We start from the raw sequence: 13,084 nt of genomic DNA on the forward strand, positions 1-13,084 counted from the left end.
TTTGTCATAAGCTGATCGTTGTCCCTCAGTAATGTTGTCCCTCAGTAATGAGGTGAAAACTATGGAAATCGTCAGCCAGTGAGAATTTGCCCATACTAGGTTTGCGCAATTGTAGCGAATGGTCGCTACGGAGGACTGCTCCGCAGCATTCACTTGTCATATCGAATAGCAGCTAAGGGCCGTGAGGGGCGGAAACCGGACCTTCGCTGCAGGTGCCAGGTTGCAGTGCGTCAAAGGCGAGACCGGACATTAAAACAGCACGGATCGAGTGTTTGTGCAGTGGTGCGGAAGGTGGCTCCGAGCCCACACCTGGTTTTTTTGATTTCATGCAGCGTTCGCTCGCAGCGCAAAATAGTGCAGCAAGCACGCTGTTTTTTGTTTCCTATTGGAGCTTAATGAGCGGCCCTTCATACAAATTGCAGAGATGATGAGGTGTCTTCTGAAAAACAGGCAGTGGCCTCATCGCAGCGGACTTGTTCGAGTTGGATCGTTGCGTGAACGATACCGAAGTCGTGTTCCAATTCATGCGTGATATGGCGCAGTAAGGCATCTCCCTCATCACCCTCCCATACCAGATGAACGGACAGGGCGGTGCGGGTGGTCGAAAGGGCCCAGATGTGTAAGTCATGCACGTCACTGACGCCGGGTTGATCGCGCAACCAGTTGGTGATCGCTTGACGGTCGATATTCTCGGGAACGCCGTCCAGCTCCAGTCTCAACGAGTCGCGCAGCAGGCCCCATGCCGTCACCGCGATCACCAGACTGACGCCGATCGCGACCACGGGATCAAGCCACGTCCAGCCGGTCAGCATGATGCCCACTGCCGCAACGACGACCGCAAGGGACACCACTGCATCCGCCGCCATGTGTAAATACGCGCCCTTGGCGTTTAGGTCCCCCTTTTGCGAGCCCATGAACAACATTGCCGATCCGGCGTTGACCGCGATACCGATAAGCGCGACCCACATGATCGTCGCCCCCGGCAGATCAACCGGCGCGCCAATTCGCTGTGTTGCCTCCCAAATCACCAGCACGACGCCGATCAAGATGGCAACGGCGTTGAGCATTGCTGCCAAAATTGTCGCCCGCCCATAACCGAAGGTGTAACTGCTGTTGCCAACCCGCTTGGCCAGAACCGCCGCTCCCCACGCGATCAAGAGCCCCGCAACATCGGTCAGGTTGTGCGCAGCATCAGCCAGCAGCGCGAGGGAACCCGTCAGGAACCCTGCCGCACCTTCGACGATCACATAGCTGGTGTTCAGCCCGACCGCCCAACGAAACGCGGGGCCAAGGTCGGTTGGAATGGAATGCTCGTGATCATGTGGCATGGTCTAATCCTGTCGGCGGATGCTGCCGGAAAGCTCGGTCGCACCTGCCAGAGTATTGTAAATGGTGCCGTATTTCTGAAGGTTGCGATGCAGCAGGTCGAGCCTCTGATCCGTCTCATCAGTATCCACAACGATCTCGTATTCGATCTGTGTCATTTTGGGCGGGCTATCCTGCCGCGTTCCGCGAAGCGCAACGTCGATACCTCGCAAATCAAAATCGAGCATGGGAATGATACGCTCTGTCCCCTTGAGGATACAGGCCGCAAGGCTGGCCAGTAGCATTTCTGCCGGATTGAAGGCGTCAGGCCGTCCCGCCATATCGGTATCGAGCACAATCACGGCATCTTTGGCGTGGGCTTCTGATCCGTGACTATCAATACGGCGGGCCGTTACAGCGTATTCAAGCATTTCTCTCTCCGTTAGGACAACGGTGCAAACTCAGGCGATCAGCCATTGCTCCAGCTTCGTTACATCAGGAAGGCCGCCGGCATGGACGAGCTTTCCGTCAACGGCAACTCCGGGCGTTGACATAACACCGGCCATCGCTATGGATTTTGCGTCCGTCACTTTTTCAACTTCAACGGCAACGCCCAGCTTCGTGGCGGCGTCGCGCACCATTGTTTCAGTTGCTTCACAGCGTTTGCAGCCGGGGCCGTAGATTTTGACAGTTTTCATGAGGCGTCCTTTCAGGATCTAATATTACAGGAGGAAGTTGAAGAGAAAGCCGGTGGCCAGAATGCCCGCCGAAACGACTGCGATGAAGATCGCGATCAAACGCAATGTCAGAACCTGCTTGAGAATGATCATTTCCGGCAGCGACAAAGCAATCACTGACATCATGAAAGCAAGCGTTGTGCCAAGGGCCGCGCCCTTGCCGAGCAAGGCTTCGACGATTGGGATAACGCCAGCCGCATTGGTGTACATCGGCACGCCGACCACGACCGCTGCAGGCACTGACCACCACGCTTCGCCGCCCATGATTTTTAGCATCATCGCTTCGGGCACATAGCCGTGGATCAAAGCACCGATGCCGATGCCGACCAGCACCCAGATCCAGACCTTGCCGACGATCTCGCGAACTTGTTCAACACCGACCTTCAGCCTGTCGACAAAGGTCAACTTTTCTTCCGGCAAGTCGCCTACGGGGCCTGCATTCAATTCACGCACCCAGTCTTGCAGGTAGCGTTCCAGCCCCATTTTACCCATTGTATACCCTGCAATGGTGGCAATCGAGAAGCCGAACACGAGGTAGATCGTCGCGATCTTCCAACCGACCAAACCGTAGAGTAGCCCGAGCCCGACAGGACCGACCATAGGGCCTGCAATAAGGAACGAAAACGTCACGCCCAAGGGGACGCCTGCGGAAACAAATCCGATGAATAGAGGCACCGATGAGCACGAGCAAAACGGTGTCAGCACACCCAGCATCGCAGCCAGTGGATAGCCGAGTATTTCGCGTTTGCCTGCAAGAATGGCGCGAGTCTTTTCGGGGCTGAACCAACTGCGTAGCACACCCGTTACGAAGACGATACTTGTGAGAAGCAGTAGGACCTTTGGCACGTCATATGCGAAGAAAGCGATGGCCTCGCCGGTATGGCTACTGCGGGCGACAGGAAACAAGGCGGTGATCCATTCAGAGAACGGGATCAGTTGTCCGTAAGCCAACCAACCAAGGATAGCCGCGCCAAATATGCCCGCATACCAGAGCTTGTCTGACGCTTCTCGTAGGGGCCTGGTGTCATGTGTTTCAGTAGTCATGCTGTTTCCAGTCCAAAGGATTTTTCTGCATTCAAGACGGCGGAGATCACGGCCATGATTTCCGGCGTCATGTCCGGGTTTCGCCGATATCGCACCCATTGCGCATCGCGCCGATCAATCACGAGGCCCGCTTCACGCAATATTTTCATGTGCCGCGACATCCGGCTTTGGCTTACTTCAAGCTGGTCCATCAATTCACAAACGCAATGCTCGCCCCCATCCCAAAGGATGGCGAGGGCACTGCGCCGGGTGGAGTCGCAAAGAGCGTTGAGTATTTGTTGCATGGCTGTCGTATATGCTTCACGACGCATATGCGCTTTGATCCATGTCAATTTGCCTTTAAAGAAACAAGAGTTTCAAAATATGAGGTTGTAGTAAGCACCCAAAGCTCACACATCGTCCCGCGTCCTTCGAACTTGGGCACATCGCGGCGAAAGGGCAGCTTGGATGGAACAACAGAAACTCTTCGGCAACGATGGCTTCAACGACTCAGGTCGCACCGCAGAGGAAGGGCCTCCGCACATGCAAAGCAAAGCTGTGTGAACGAAGCTGGAAATTCCAAGTTCGGTTTTGCCCTGCTCAGCCGTCGATGGCCAGCCGTTGATCGTACAGCTGCAGAGAATGACCGGTTCGGTGAAGCCGCATACGGCGCAGACCTCTGCGTCGAGTGTCGGCTGTGGGCCGTCCGTGAAGACGGCCCAATTGTTTAGATTTCAATGGCTTCAGCGATAGCGAGGGCATCTTCCAGCTCTACGCCGAGATAGCGCACCGTGCTGTCCATCTTGGTATGACCCATACAGCAGCTGAACCGCCCGCAAGTTTCCAGTCTTCTTGTATATTTGGGTGGCTTTCGTGCGTCGCATTGAATGGGTTCCATATGCCGTCACTTCCAAACCAATCGAGGAAACCCAGTCCCGAACGATCCGAGCATACTGGCGGGTTGAGATGTGCAAACGCTCGTGGAAGCGGCCAGGCCAGAGATACTCGGACCCGACCATCAGCGGATCTTCCATCCACTTCGTGAGCGAAGCTCTGGTCCCTTCGGAAATCTCGAAGCGCACCGGTTTCTGGGTTTTCCTTTGCAACACTGACGCCCTCTCTTTGATCTGACCGGATGCCATGACATCGACCACTTTCATTTTGACCAAGTCGCAGCCGCGCAATTTGCTGTCGATGGCCAGATTGAACAGCGCGAGATCGCGGCGGTTCTCGGCAAGCTCAAGCCTAACCCTGATTGCCCACACCTGCTTTGGCTTCAATGGGCGTTTCTGACCGACGATGCGGCCCTTGTTCCAAGCGGGGCGTAGCGCGCGAATGGCAGGTAAGTTTGGTGTTTCCATGACTGATCCTCCGATCCGCCATGCCCTCCCACATCGACAACCCCACGTTGACCGAACCTACATATCACAGGATGCTGCGACCGATCTAACGGCGGGTTTGAGCCCACTTTGACCGATTGGGCAGGTGCAGGATTTCGCTTCTGCAGCGAAATTGCGCGAGAAAGATCGGCCCTAAGCGGACGCTCGAAGTGTCGTCGACACTGCGCTGCGGCTTCCCGGAAGCAGTCATTAATCGTAGGCGCAGCAATCCAGTAGACAAAGAAATGGCTATGTGGCTTCTTGGACATGAACAATGCCCATCTAACCTCGAGTTGAGATTGAAGTGCCGGATACTGGCCAGACCATCACCTTCGAGCAGATGAAAGGCACTACCGGCTCACTCGTGTTTCTTTGGTCGGGTATCGAACAGTCCCTCGATGAAGCAATTGAAAATCTGCACGCGGAGAAGAAGCCCAAATCGGTTCATGGCATATCGAGGTCCATCGATGTGTGGTCGCTGGCGGTCAAACAAGCCGATAACATCAGTATACTTCAGGCAGACCTTTGCGATCGCTTGGTCAAAATGCTTAAGGAAGCGCTCGTGATCCGGAACCTCGTATGTCACGGATTGACTGGCATCTCTGCGCGACTTCATATCGATCACCCAGAAGCACATCTCAAAGTGCAGCTTGGCGAAGATACTCGCATCCTAACTTGGTATCAACTTGATGAAATGTTTGGTTGGATGTCTAGGAGTAGATGGCTAATCAAAGATTTGACCGAAGCCGCCATGGCAAACGACGCTCAGCCAGCCAATGATAGACTGCTCAGTTGGGAAAAATTCCCCGAGCAACAATAACGGCCCAAAGCCGATATTTGACCATAATGGAGCAAATGTGCGGCTACGAGTATTAACTCTACTCGCGGATTCGTGCGGCTAGTAACTTTTCAATGGCTGCGAATAAATCTGCGCGACCGACCGGCTTCATCAGGCGAATATCTTCGGGACGCAAACCATTGCCATGAACCGTGGCTTCGCTGGCATACCCCGACATAAAGATGACAGGTAAGTCCGGATATTCTTTGCGCAATACACGAGCAAGCGTTGTCCCCTGAAGTGTTCCGGGCATAACAATATCGGTCAACAAAAGATCAAAGTTCGGGTTGGCCTCAAAAATTTCTTTCGCTTGATCGCCCGAGCTAGCCTGAGTGACAGAATACCCTGCTTTCTTCAGGTTCGCGACGATCACGCGTAAAACCTCTGGCTCATCCTCAGCGACAAGTATTTTTCCGCTCCCTCCAGACGTTTCGGGCGACCGGATGATCGGCTTTTCGACGCTCCTATCATCACCTAGAAATGCCGGGAAATAGAGCTTGAAAGTAGTACCAACGCCGACCTCGGAATAAACCTGCACAGTGCCGCCTGATTGGCGCATGAAACCTTCAATCATGGAAAGCCCAAGCCCCGACCCGGCTCCCGGTGCCTTGGTCGAAAAGAATGGCTCAAAAATACTCGCTAATTTGTCGTCCGCAATCCCATGTCCCGTATCCGAGACCGCTAACATGACGTACCGACCCGGCTCCAATGTTTCATCTCGGGAATCTATGTATTCCTCATCAATCCGCACATTGGCAGTCTCGATGGTCAACTCCCCTACGTCCTCCATCGCGTCGCGCGCGTTCAAAATCAAATTTAATATAGCGCTCTCGGTTGAGCTTGGGTCCGCGCTGACCTGCCAAAGCCCTGCCAAGAGTGACAATTCAACCGAAATGGTCGCAGGAAGGGTTCGAGCCGTCCAGTTCTTAGTATCGCGTACCACCTTGTTCAGATCGATAGGTTTTGGGTCCAGTTGCGCCTTACGGGCGAAAGCCAGCATGTTACGAGTAAGGTTGGCCCCTTGGAAAATGGCCGCGATCCCACTGTCAATCAGTTCGATCTGCTCTTCGCTAGTAAGCTCGTCCCGAAGCAGCTCCATATTACCCAGTACAACCGCCAAAAGGTTATTAAAATCATGGGCTACACCGCCGGTTAACTGGCCAATACTTTCGTGCTTCTGTGCGCGATGTGCTACCTGAGTTTGCTCCGTTAATCGGAGTTGGGCCTCGACTCCATTCGTAATGTCGATAAACAGGCCATCCATTGAAACAATACTATCCGTTTTATGAGAGGTGGTTACACGTGCTTCTAACCACTTGACCGCACCAATCCGGTCCGTGATTTTGAAACGGCGCGTAAAACCATCAAGTTTTTTCGCGGCATCTTCCATGGCTTTCAAATGGTCATCAAGATCCGCAGGATCATGTGCGTTCACCAGTATCCGGTGATCGTCAATGATTTCTTGCGCAGTGTAACCCCAGATATCCTCGCATTGATGGGATATGTAAGTCACTCTAAAATCGTTGTTCTCCAGAAAATCAAAGCTCATCAGGACCCCAGGAAGATTGTTCGCAATCCCTGCGATGCGAGCCTCTGCAATAGAGTGTTTGCGCTCTGCCTCTTGAATGTCGGTGACATCGGTGAGTACGCCGATAATTTTTTGAACTTTTCCATTTTTCGCACGACTGACGAACCAATTGGCCCGGACAAATGCGGTCGCTCCATCGCGGCGTAAAATCCGGTAGGCATATTCTGGCGATGGTAACGTATCCGTCCACAGAGCATTGAAGGTCGTTTTGGTTGTCTCAAGGTCATCAGGATGGACCAATGAAAGCCATTCCTCGATTTTTATATCTCCTCCGTCACGATCCAGACCAAAGATCGCCATCGCTGCGCCGTCAAAATACAGCGTGTCGCTATCCGCAATGACAACGAAAACGCCAAGTCCGGCTGACTCGGTTGCCAGTTCGAACCTTGACGTATGAGTGTCTGACCTTGCTACAATTTCAGCCCAGTACTTAGAATACTTAATGACAATGGAAGTGGCTAGTATCGACAGCGCACCAGCGCCAAGCAACGCAAAACCATTTGCCAAGGACCAGTGCATTTCCAAACGACCCAATAGGCCGCCCAAAAGAATAAGGAAAAACAATTGAACCGTAAGAAAGCCAAAAATCGAGGCTAAAATCACCCGTGCGTTTATGTCCGCCCACTGTTGATAAGGCCGCAGGTAACCAACAAGTACACCCAAGAACGGTAGTGATGCAGACGTCAAGGCAGCGAGTAGTGGCGACGGCCTTCCGCCCCAGATCTGAGCAGTCAATCCAACCAAGCTTGTAATAATTGCTGCTATTGGTCCACCAAGATAGCCTGCCAAAATCAATGGCCCGGCACTAAAGTCTACATCTAGCGGGAAGGCGGCGTCATTTAGAACGCTGGGATGTGATATAAATAGGAAACTGCAGGCTCCTAGTGCGGCACCGATCAACATGCTGCGGTGGTACGTACCTTTGGGAGATATCGGCGTCGAAAAAACCGAGTACGTGACAAAGCCCAACAAAAGAAAATACGCAAAGTTTTGAATGAAAGCGAGGTGCATGCTTCAACCTTAGATGGCGTTTATTCAACCTTGGCGTATTTGATCAAAAGCGTCAAATGGCCTGAACATTGCCAAAATAGGACACGATAGTTGTGTAGGCTCCAATATTTTTTGCATTGTAGCTCAAGGCGCATTGCTTTCTGGTCGACGAATATCCATTTCCTGCGTTCGTGAATTTCTCATTGCACGATTTCGCGCAGGAAATGCTGACGAACCCTTACTCTACAGTTTTCAAGACTATTAAAGAAAATTTTAGTAACAAATACGTATATGTGTTAGGATTTAATTGCAAAACATACGATTGTGATGGAAAAAAATGCACATTGTTGACTCTAATGAGAATAATACGGCTTTTAGGGTTTTTGTGGTGGATGATAACACCGCGTTTAGAACGGTCATCACAAAGCAACTTGAGAAGATGGGGGGCTGTGTCGAAAGCGCAGAGGACGCCAGTGGTTTTCTGAGCAACCTAGCCACCTCGGCGTTAAGCTACGACTTATGTGTCATCGACCTACAATTGCCCGGTTTGCATGGAGACCAGATAATAACTTGGCTGCGCGAAAGTGAAGAATGCAAAGTTCGCACAATGCCGATACTTATCGTAACTGGATTTCCAACGGAACTATCTGACGGCGTTTCGTTAGATGGTGCGACAACCGCCCTTCTTAGCAAGCCATATACATACAGCGATTTGAAAGAACAGGTATTCCACCTGCTTAGCAATAGTAAGCGTGACAATTAGGCTAATACAGACCTGACAGACTTTAGCGCGCCGCAGCGAAGGTCCGCTTTCGTAACGTTTGTTTGGCGGAGTTGCAGTTGCAGCGAAGTTCTGCAATCCGCCCCTTGCGTCGGACGATGAGATCGGCCCAAACCTGCCGTTCACCTGAGCGTTTCAATGCCACAGTCGCAGCCCGCATAGCGGACCTTGGTCGTTACCGCAGCATTTATGGGCGTCCAGATGACCGCAACGCGGGACGAAGCCGACCATTGACCCCTCGAAGCCAATGGCCGCTTTAGCATGGCTGCAATCGCGGCGAAAAACACCATTTGCGGCCTTATGTATCAAACGCACCAAGCTAATCGTCGCGCTCGGTGCTTTCGTGAATATCAACGACTGTGAAGCCCTTTGGCTCACCATCAATGCGCTGGATATGCACATCGACTACAAAGACTAAATTCAGCGGGTTTTCTTCACCTTGCATCATCTTTTCTTTCAAATCTTGGATGCTTTGACGGAAATAGACAGGAAGTACCTTGTCCGATATTTCAGGGATACGACCGCGATCACCTGTGCGGCCCTTTTCTTTGCCCGGCCCTCTGTTTGCTTGCTCCAAAAACAGCATTACCTCTTTTCGGATTCCGCTTTCGGTTGGTTCAACATCATCCTTGGGGGCAGGTAGCGCTAGGGCTTGGTCCATATTTATGGAAGCCTTGTTTATTTCGGCTTCATCAAAGTTATACTCAACGACCGTCTTTTTATCACCGTCTGACTTCTCGTATCTTGCGTGCTTAACGCCAAGCCGCGCGCCCGTCTTACCTGTAAGAGGCTTCATGAATTCTTTTAGATCAGCAGCGTCTTCTTTAGAAGGATGCTCTAGCTTCTGAACTTCATCGCGCTTTCCAGAAAAGTAACTAATTCCTCGCCAGACACGGTTCGCGAAGTCCGTAATTATCATTCCGCCATCCATCATGGCTATACCGCCCATCATCAGGCCATATGGGGCTATTTCGGCTATGACAGACCCTGTTTCTAATCGGGTCACAAACAGCTTTGGCGCGGCTTCATCTTTGCTGCGATAGTGCCGCTCATACATACGCGCCAGCGAAGCAAAGCTATGCCCTAATTCTTCGAGCCCTACGGGTTCGCCAGGATCAAGCGTAATAACAAGACGGTCGCCATGCTCTACGACATCATATGAAACCATCTCAAAGCCTCAATTCTGTTACGTCTATCGCAGACATGCATTGCAGAAAGAACGCCATGGTAAATACGCCTCTGCTGATCTTGTTCGCGATGTTCTTTTCGTTTTCGTTTACGTCTATTTTATTAAGTAAATCAGATAGTTGAGCGTATGTCACGCCTTTTCTCTTAAGCTCTGAACGCAATAAATTCTTTGCCTTATCAGACCATTCTGCGTCCGTGCTGTGCTTTGGCATATCTATCTCCGTGGTAAAAACCTCATTAATAGGGTTATATCCCTTGACGTGATGATGTGTAACCCCTATTTATAGGGTATAGACATCATAGGTAATGACATGGCCCAGCACTTCCTCCTTTCAGCAGCTTCCCGCACCACCAGCCTTCGTGCGATCTACAAGGCTGGCGAAGACGCGGCATACGCAACCTTCTGCGAAATGCGCTGGCCTGAGACAGAAGGCGAAGCGGTTTGCCCACGTTGCGGCCATGACGAGACTTACAGCATCACCACGCGCCGCAAGTTCAAGTGTAAGGCTTGCGCGCACCAGTTCTCAGTCACGTCCGGCACGATATTCGCCAGCCGCAAGATGGACTTTGTTGACCTGCTGGCCGCGATTTTCCTGATCGTGAACGCCTCAAAAGGTATGAGCATGGTGCAACTGTCGCGCAGCATCGACTGCCAATACAAAACGGCTTTCGTGTTGGCCCACAAGCTGCGCGAAGCAATGGCGCTTGAAGTGCAGACAGGCGAAGTGCTCGAAGGCCACGTTGAGATTGATGGCGCTTACTTCGGCGGTCATATCCGCCCCGCCAACGAGAAAGCCAAACGCATTGACCGTCGCCTCAAGAAGCACCAGACAGGCACACGCCGCGTTGTGGTTGCCCTGCGTGAGCGTGAGGGCCGCACACTGCCATTCATCGCCATGAACGAAGGCGAAGGCGTAGCGCTGGCAGTTGAGAACGTGAGCCGCACAGCCACTATGTCAGCGGACGAAGCAAGCCATTGGGACTTGCTGCACGATGGCTGGATGGTTGACCGCGTAAACCACTCCGAGATTTACAGCGACCACGGCAAGCACACCAACATGGTTGAGAGCTTCTTTAGCCGCCTGCGCAACATGATCGAAGGCCAGCACCACGGCGTTAGCCCTAAGCACCTGCACCAGTATGCCAACCACTCGGCATGGCTTGAAGACAGCCGCCGTTCAGACAATGGCGAAATGGCGCACCGTTTGGTTGCCAACTCGATGGAAGCGCCTGTGTCGCGGAATTGGAAGGGGTATTGGCAGCGGGCGGCTTAACTGCCACCATCTGCGAAAAGGTAACGGACGGCGATTGCACCTAAGCCAACAATTTGCAGGAATGTTTGAACGATTACAGCAGTGATAAACCACTCATAATCAGAGTAGTCTAACCATCCCGCGCCTACTGCTACGGTTATCGCTGCATTGAACGCTATTAGTGCTGTTGTCCACTTGATAATCCAACCTGACCACTTGTCTCTAAGATCAAAGTAACGCTTGCGTCCAATAATTTCGACAGCCGTGCGAGCGCCGTCTACCAGCTTTTTCGCCTTTTCGTTATCCTCATCTTGCTCAGATTCAACGATGATTTCTAGTAGCGCTTTGTCTCGCTGAAGTACTTCTGGTAGGTTACCCTTCGTCGCCATAGACTACAGGAAATCCATTTGGGCTGTCACAACGTCTCGTGAAACGGCGAACATGGAGGATAGCTCTTCGATACTTGCAACATCTTTGTATTTCTTGAGGGCGCTTGGAGGAACAAGAAGGCAAGCCGCAAAAACATCAGCCTCTTTTTCTTCTGGAGGCTTATCAAAGTGAACGTTGCTTCTTGGCATCGCACGATAGTCAGTTGATTCTGCATATTCCTGATGGAGAATAGCATGTGCAAGTTCGTGTGCGATTGTGAACGTCTTCCGGTTGGATGGAAGGGTTTTGTTCACATAAATTTTTTGAGCGTTAAAGTCGTACAGCCCTGAAATCAGCTTAGATGCTTTTTCGTTGAACTCAACGTAAACTACATTTATGCCTTCGCTTTCCGCGATAGCTTCCGGATCAATAGGAAGCGAACGTATACTGTAATGCTTTAACAGTCTTGCCGCCTCAGCTCTTGCCCTTTTATAATCAGGTCTCTTCATCACACTTTCACCAAATTGGGTTTTGATACGCCATCATACCATTTGTACCTTACATATGTTAGCAAAATATGATGAGTTCAAGGGCGTAGGTTGATTACGCAAGCCGCCACAAACACCCATCCGGCCCAAAGTCCTGAACAACACGCCCGACTTTCTGCTCACGTTGCAAGGCATCCCGCGCTCGCTTTAGCACGTCAGCCCGCAGCGTGTCGTCTGCATCCCAGCCCTTACGTTCAATAATCCACGCCGCGATGGTTTCGTCATCCGCTGGGCCTTCGCGCAACCGCTCGCGGGTCAACAGCTTCAACTCATTGCGCCCGAATAGCTGCTTATACTTCCCACGCGGCGCAATGCCCTTGGGGTCGTCCTGATAGCCGCACAGGGCTAAGGCGCGGTCTATCGCCGCCAGATCGTCCTTGATGGTGTCAGCGGCTTTCTGCGCGGCCTTGTGCAGCCCCGCTATCTCTGCGCGCTTCTTGATTAGGCCGTGAATAACGATTGATTGCCCCATGCCGCATTATGGATTCACAGGCCGTTATTTATAAGCTAGATTGTTGGTGCGTTTGATACATAAGGCCGACCATTTGCGGAAAGCTGACATTCTCTACAGGCACTAAACCTCAGTTAAAATGGAGACAAAGCAGACGTTGGAAGATATGAAGTTCTGTGATTGCAGCGAAGGATAGAAGTGAACCGATTGGCCAGTCTTCTGTGGTTCGACGAAGCTCGAAATTGTTTCTCGATCATAGGCCTGAATGGAACCATCCGATCCGTTTCCAGGTGCTCGATTTGGAGTATCTGCAAGCCGGCCATACGGGTATTTCAATACTCACCGGCATCCGGAACAGCCCCAAGCCTTACGATGAACGCAGGCTCCCCTACTTCACCCGAGTCTGGGTCCTCAATCACCATATAGGCATCAGCACCGGCGCATTCTTCAGATCGAAATTCGCGTTCAGCACGGGTTTCCGCCTCATGCGAGGTGGAATACTCAAATTGTTTAACGATCTTCAATCCTGCCTGCCCACCGCGCGTAGCCTTCGTTTCGGCGTAAGTCTGGCAGATATAATGCACCTTCAGGTTGGCTTCGTTTGTTTCGGTCACAACTCTCTCCTGAGTTTATT

The 13,084-nt window shown here is 51.9% G+C and carries 16 protein-coding genes and 1 pseudogene; 4 read left to right on the forward strand and 13 right to left on the reverse strand.

Going from position 1 to position 13,084, the window contains the following annotated elements; genetic code table 11:
• Nucleotides 1-407 precede the first annotated feature (407 nt).
• From KO498_RS15790 to KO498_RS15810, 5 genes are read right to left on the reverse strand one after another with little or no spacing between them, the layout of a single operon-like run.
• Complete coding sequence (locus tag KO498_RS15790; protein ID WP_215960890.1) at nt 408-1,328, reverse strand: cation diffusion facilitator family transporter; 921 nt, start codon at nt 1,326-1,328, stop codon at nt 408-410.
• A 3-nt stretch (nt 1,329-1,331) separates the two neighbouring features.
• Nucleotides 1,332-1,736, reverse strand: a complete 405-nt coding sequence (locus KO498_RS15795; RefSeq protein ID WP_215960891.1) for an OsmC family protein — start codon at nt 1,734-1,736, stop codon at nt 1,332-1,334.
• A gap of 30 nt (nt 1,737-1,766) precedes the next feature.
• Entirely contained in the window at nt 1,767-2,003 is a 237-nt protein-coding gene (locus KO498_RS15800; RefSeq protein WP_215960892.1) for a thioredoxin family protein, read from the reverse strand.
• Nucleotides 2,004-2,027: 24 nt separating this feature from the next.
• The gene (locus KO498_RS15805) at nt 2,028-3,086 is read right to left on the reverse strand and encodes a permease (protein WP_215960893.1); all 1,059 of its coding nucleotides are present in this window, start codon (nt 3,084-3,086) and stop codon (nt 2,028-2,030) included.
• Entirely contained in the window at nt 3,083-3,397 is a 315-nt protein-coding gene (locus tag KO498_RS15810) for an ArsR/SmtB family transcription factor (protein WP_252731500.1), read from the reverse strand. Before KO498_RS15810 ends, KO498_RS15805 begins: the two co-directional genes overlap by 4 nt.
• Nucleotides 3,398-3,625: 228 nt before the next feature.
• Between KO498_RS15810 and KO498_RS15815 the strand changes: the two genes are divergently transcribed.
• The gene (locus tag KO498_RS15815) at nt 3,626-3,796 is read left to right on the forward strand and encodes a hypothetical protein (protein ID WP_215960894.1); all 171 of its coding nucleotides are present in this window, start codon (nt 3,626-3,628) and stop codon (nt 3,794-3,796) included.
• Here the strand turns inward: KO498_RS15815 and KO498_RS15820 are convergent.
• A pseudogene (locus KO498_RS15820) lies at nt 3,793-4,426 on the reverse strand (tyrosine-type recombinase/integrase). The gene KO498_RS15815 and the pseudogene KO498_RS15820 overlap by 4 nt on opposite strands.
• A 322-nt stretch (nt 4,427-4,748) precedes the next feature.
• On the opposite strand from KO498_RS15820, the gene KO498_RS15825 reads away from it, so the two are divergent.
• Nucleotides 4,749-5,264, forward strand: coding sequence for a hypothetical protein (locus KO498_RS15825; protein ID WP_215960895.1), 516 nt, complete (start codon nt 4,749-4,751; stop codon nt 5,262-5,264).
• Nucleotides 5,265-5,322: 58 nt separating this feature from the next.
• Here the strand turns inward: KO498_RS15825 and KO498_RS15830 are convergent, their stop codons facing one another.
• Nucleotides 5,323-7,881, reverse strand: coding sequence for a PAS domain-containing protein (locus KO498_RS15830; RefSeq protein ID WP_215960896.1), 2,559 nt, complete (start codon nt 7,879-7,881; stop codon nt 5,323-5,325).
• 316 nt (nt 7,882-8,197) lie between these two features.
• Between KO498_RS15830 and KO498_RS15835 the strand changes: the two genes are divergently transcribed.
• A complete protein-coding gene (locus KO498_RS15835; protein WP_215960897.1) occupies nt 8,198-8,623 on the forward strand; it encodes a response regulator in 426 nt (141 codons plus the stop codon).
• 337 nt (nt 8,624-8,960) lie between these two features.
• Here KO498_RS15835 and KO498_RS15840 read toward each other — a convergent pair whose 3' ends face one another.
• The gene (locus KO498_RS15840) at nt 8,961-9,809 is read right to left on the reverse strand and encodes a hypothetical protein (protein WP_215960898.1); all 849 of its coding nucleotides are present in this window, start codon (nt 9,807-9,809) and stop codon (nt 8,961-8,963) included.
• Nucleotide 9,810: 1 nt separating this feature from the next.
• Entirely contained in the window at nt 9,811-10,041 is a 231-nt protein-coding gene (locus KO498_RS15845; protein ID WP_215960899.1) for a DUF6471 domain-containing protein, read from the reverse strand.
• 99 nt (nt 10,042-10,140) lie between these two features.
• Between KO498_RS15845 and KO498_RS15850 the strand changes: the two genes are divergently transcribed.
• A complete protein-coding gene (locus tag KO498_RS15850; protein WP_215960900.1) occupies nt 10,141-11,103 on the forward strand; it encodes an IS1595 family transposase in 963 nt (320 codons plus the stop codon).
• Here the strand turns inward: KO498_RS15850 and KO498_RS15855 are convergent.
• From KO498_RS15855 to KO498_RS15870, 4 genes are all read right to left on the reverse strand, one after another.
• Nucleotides 11,100-11,471, reverse strand: a complete 372-nt coding sequence (locus KO498_RS15855) for a hypothetical protein (protein ID WP_215960901.1) — start codon at nt 11,469-11,471, stop codon at nt 11,100-11,102. The two genes, KO498_RS15850 and KO498_RS15855, sit on opposite strands and share 4 nt — an antisense overlap.
• 3 nt (nt 11,472-11,474) lie before the next feature.
• Nucleotides 11,475-11,960, reverse strand: a complete 486-nt coding sequence (locus KO498_RS15860; RefSeq protein ID WP_215960902.1) for an ImmA/IrrE family metallo-endopeptidase — start codon at nt 11,958-11,960, stop codon at nt 11,475-11,477.
• Nucleotides 11,961-12,054: 94 nt separating this feature from the next.
• Nucleotides 12,055-12,471, reverse strand: a complete 417-nt coding sequence (locus KO498_RS15865) for a hypothetical protein (RefSeq protein ID WP_215960903.1) — start codon at nt 12,469-12,471, stop codon at nt 12,055-12,057.
• A 311-nt stretch (nt 12,472-12,782) separates the two neighbouring features.
• Nucleotides 12,783-13,064: a hypothetical protein gene (locus KO498_RS15870; protein ID WP_215960904.1), complete on the reverse strand. Its 282-nt coding sequence runs from the start codon at nt 13,062-13,064 to the stop codon at nt 12,783-12,785.
• Nucleotides 13,065-13,084: the final 20 nt, after the last annotated feature.

The organism is Lentibacter algarum, assembly GCF_018860975.1.
GTDB classification, from domain to species: domain Bacteria; phylum Pseudomonadota; class Alphaproteobacteria; order Rhodobacterales; family Rhodobacteraceae; genus Lentibacter; species Lentibacter algarum_A.

Excerpts from the sequence above, each read along its gene's own strand:
- KO498_RS15790 (WP_215960890.1), bottom strand. The coding sequence starts at position 1,328 with ATGCCACATGATCACGAGCATTCCATTCCAACCGACCTTGGCCCCGCG.
- KO498_RS15795 (WP_215960891.1), bottom strand. The coding sequence starts at position 1,736 with ATGCTTGAATACGCTGTAACGGCCCGCCGTATTGATAGTCACGGATCA.
- KO498_RS15800 (WP_215960892.1), bottom strand. The coding sequence starts at position 2,003 with ATGAAAACTGTCAAAATCTACGGCCCCGGCTGCAAACGCTGTGAAGCA.
- KO498_RS15805 (WP_215960893.1), bottom strand. The coding sequence starts at position 3,086 with ATGACTACTGAAACACATGACACCAGGCCCCTACGAGAAGCGTCAGAC.
- KO498_RS15810 (WP_252731500.1), bottom strand. The coding sequence starts at position 3,397 with ATGCGTCGTGAAGCATATACGACAGCCATGCAACAAATACTCAACGCT.
- KO498_RS15830 (WP_215960896.1), bottom strand. The coding sequence starts at position 7,881 with ATGCACCTCGCTTTCATTCAAAACTTTGCGTATTTTCTTTTGTTGGGC.
- KO498_RS15835 (WP_215960897.1), top strand. The coding sequence starts at position 8,198 with ATGCACATTGTTGACTCTAATGAGAATAATACGGCTTTTAGGGTTTTT.
- KO498_RS15840 (WP_215960898.1), bottom strand. The coding sequence starts at position 9,809 with ATGGTTTCATATGATGTCGTAGAGCATGGCGACCGTCTTGTTATTACG.
- KO498_RS15845 (WP_215960899.1), bottom strand. The coding sequence starts at position 10,041 with ATGCCAAAGCACAGCACGGACGCAGAATGGTCTGATAAGGCAAAGAAT.
- KO498_RS15850 (WP_215960900.1), top strand. The coding sequence starts at position 10,141 with ATGGCCCAGCACTTCCTCCTTTCAGCAGCTTCCCGCACCACCAGCCTT.
- KO498_RS15855 (WP_215960901.1), bottom strand. The coding sequence starts at position 11,471 with ATGGCGACGAAGGGTAACCTACCAGAAGTACTTCAGCGAGACAAAGCG.
- KO498_RS15860 (WP_215960902.1), bottom strand. The coding sequence starts at position 11,960 with ATGAAGAGACCTGATTATAAAAGGGCAAGAGCTGAGGCGGCAAGACTG.
- KO498_RS15865 (WP_215960903.1), bottom strand. The coding sequence starts at position 12,471 with ATGGGGCAATCAATCGTTATTCACGGCCTAATCAAGAAGCGCGCAGAG.